We start from the raw sequence: 2986 nt of genomic DNA on the forward strand, positions 1-2986 counted from the left end.
CCGATGGTAGTGTGGGGCATCCCCATGTGAGAGTAGGGCACCGCCAGGTTACCAAATATGAATCTAGATTAAATAAAAACAGAAGAACCCCAGTTTAAGAACTGGGGTTTTTATTTTTTCTACAGAATATTAATTCGAATATTTCTAATTTTAATGTATTATATCTATCATCTAATTTTATATTTGTATGAATATTATTAATGAAACCAACCTTTCTAGAATTTAGACATCTTAAAACTTTACTTGCTTTAAAAGAGACTGGTAGTGTTTCTTTAGCAGCAAAGCGAGTATATCTAACGCAATCAGCTCTTTCTCACCAAATTAAATTAATAGAAGAACAGTTTGGTTTGCCTTTGTTTGAGCGTAAAAGTAATCCACTTCGTTTTACTTCGGCAGGAGAGCGTTTAATTCGTCTTGCTAATGAGGTAATGCCAAAAGTTGTTGATGCTGAACGCGATCTGGCTCGGGTTAAACATGGGGATGCGGGGCAACTTCGCATAGCTGTGGAATGTCATACTTGTTTTGATTGGTTAATGCCTGCTATGGACGAATTTCGTCGGCATTGGGGGCTGGTTGAGTTGGATATTGTATCTGGTTTTCATACGGATCCTGTTGGTTTATTGCTTTCTCACCGAGCAGATTGGGCGATAGTATCAGAAGTAGAGCATAATGATGATGTAATTTTTAAACCGCTCTTTTCTTATGAGATGGTTGGAATTTGCTCAAAAGATCACCCTTTAGCAGAAAAAGAAATTTGGGATGCGGAAGATTTTGCAGATGAAACCTGGGTAACTTACCCTGTTCCTGATGATATGTTAGATCTATTGCGTAAAGTGCTTAAACCAAAAGGCATTAATCCTACTCGCCGCACAACTGAATTGACTATTGCTATGATTCAATTAGTGGCGAGTCGTCGTGGCATTGCGACTATCCCTTATTGGGCTGCGTTGCCTTATTTGGAAAAGGGTTATGTCGTGGCAAGAAAAGTCACAAAAGAAGGTTTATATAGCAATCTATATGCGGCTATTCGCAAAGAAGATGAATCCCTTTCTTATTTAGAAGATTTTTATCAAACCGTAAAAGCTCAAAGTTTTTCAACTTTACCTGGGCTATCTGTTTTAGATTTATAGAAGTAATAAATGAATTTTTCTCAACAAAATCAGCAGCCTCACTTGATTAGTGCGGCGGCTAAAGCTGCTTTTCCTTATAGTGCGCCGATGATTGCAGGATTTTTATTTCTTGGTGTGGCATATGGTATTTATATGAAGGCACTAGGTTTCGGATTTTTATATCCTACTTTGATGGCTTTACTTATTTATGCCGGTTCGGTTGAGTTTATTGCTGCTGGAGCACTTATTGCACCTTTTTCTCCCATCAGTGTGTTATTAATTACCTTGATGATTAGTACTCGTCAGATTTTCTATGGCATATCAATGTTAGAAAAATATGGCGTACACATTGGTCATAAACGTTGGTATTTAATTACCACCCTTGTTGATGAATCTTTTTCTTTAAATTATATGGCCAAAATTCCACCGCACTTAGATAAAGGTTGGTATATGTTTTTTGTAAGTTTATATTTGCATATTTATTGGGTGGTTGGTGCTGCAATTGGTAACTTATTTGGCTCTGTTTTACCTTTTGATTTAAAAGGTGTGGAATTCTCTATGACCGCTCTTTTCTTAGTTATTTTTGCAGAAAATTGGATAAAGGAAAAATCCCATGAAAGCTCTCTCTTAGGTTTAGGGATTGCATTGGCTTTTTTACTGATTATAGGCAAAGAATATTTCTTAATTCCAACATTAATTGGTATCTGGTTAATTCTAACTATGCGTGGGCCTAAATTAGACACAAAATTGGAGTCGCTAAAATGACACTTACAGAACAGATTATGACGATTGGAATTTGTGTGCTTACGGTGCAATTTACGCGCTTATTGCCATTTTTTGTCTTCCCAGCTAATCGCCCGATTCCACAATATATTCGCTATCTTGGGAAAGTTTTACCTCCTGCTATGTTTGGTATGCTTGTAGTTTATTGCTATAAGAATATTGATGTTTTAACTGGTTATCATGGTATCCCTGATTTTCTTGCTGGCATAGCGGTGCTAGGGTTGCATTTCTGGAAGAAAAATATGTTTCTATCTATTGCGGTTGGCACGCTTTTCTATATGCTTTTAGTACAACTTGTCTTTATTTAGAATAAAATCATAACTTTCATTTCTCTAGAAATCTCTTGAATCTAAAGTTACTTTATAGTTTATAATTAATCCAATTTCTAGAATGGTAGAAATTGGAATTCTAGTTATTATAAAAGATAGAACCTCGTTTTATTAAATTTCTTTATTGTTCATAGCATTAGTATCAGGACTCTGAAAAGAATTTAGCCGGTGACAAAGTGTGGGGTGAGCGAGCTAATGTTATCTAATTCCCCCAAATTGGATATGCTCCCAAGATTTTAGATGTGCACACTCGTCCCCGGCTTTTTATGCGCTAATGATGATGAAAATACCTTTATTTTTCATAAGAAAAAATAATTTCATCTTGCAATCGGTTGCTTTTTTTTCTGATCTTTTCCTTGTTTTAAAAATCTTTTATCATGGCACTCGTTTTTATTTTTAATCGAAGAGAATAGAATTATGGAATTGAATTTAGTTGAATTATTGGGTTATATCGCAACCTTTTTTGTTGCAGTATCATTTTTGTTTAAATCTATCGTTCATTTACGCATAGTGAACAGCATTGGCGCAATTTTATTTGTCATCTATAGCGTAATTATCGCTGCTTATCCAGTAGCATTATTAAATGCATTTTTAGCCGTGGTGAATGTTTATCAACTTTGGCGATTAAGACAAGAAAAAGTCTCTAAATAAAAGAAAAGCGTTGAATTAAATTTCAACGCTTTTTTTAGGGAAAAGTGCGGTGGAATTTGATCTGACCCCAAAAAGTTAGACTGTTATTTAAAGGATTGTTTTCGATATTGTATC

General features: G+C 35.2%; 4 protein-coding genes. All 4 read left to right on the forward strand.

Going from position 1 to position 2986, the window contains the following annotated elements; all coding sequences use genetic code 11:
- Positions 1-200 precede the first annotated feature (200 nt).
- The 4 genes from ABW51_RS09415 (at position 201) to ABW51_RS09430 (ending at position 2872) form a co-directional block, all read left to right on the forward strand.
- The gene (locus ABW51_RS09415; RefSeq protein WP_005635860.1) at positions 201-1130 is read left to right on the forward strand and encodes a LysR family transcriptional regulator; all 930 of its coding nucleotides are present in this window, start codon (positions 201-203) and stop codon (positions 1128-1130) included.
- A 9-nt stretch (positions 1131-1139) separates the two neighbouring features.
- Complete coding sequence (gene azlC, locus ABW51_RS09420) at positions 1140-1874, forward strand: azaleucine resistance protein AzlC (protein WP_053466538.1); 735 nt, start codon at positions 1140-1142, stop codon at positions 1872-1874.
- The gene (locus ABW51_RS09425; RefSeq protein WP_053466539.1) at positions 1871-2200 is read left to right on the forward strand and encodes a branched-chain amino acid transporter permease; all 330 of its coding nucleotides are present in this window, start codon (positions 1871-1873) and stop codon (positions 2198-2200) included. Before azlC ends, ABW51_RS09425 begins: the two co-directional genes overlap by 4 nt.
- 438 nt (positions 2201-2638) lie before the next feature.
- The gene (locus ABW51_RS09430; protein WP_005628380.1) at positions 2639-2872 is read left to right on the forward strand and encodes a YgjV family protein; all 234 of its coding nucleotides are present in this window, start codon (positions 2639-2641) and stop codon (positions 2870-2872) included.
- Positions 2873-2986 lie beyond the last annotated feature (114 nt).

The sequence above is a fragment of the Haemophilus sp. C1 genome (genome assembly GCF_001276515.1).
GTDB lineage: Bacteria > Pseudomonadota > Gammaproteobacteria > Enterobacterales > Pasteurellaceae > Haemophilus.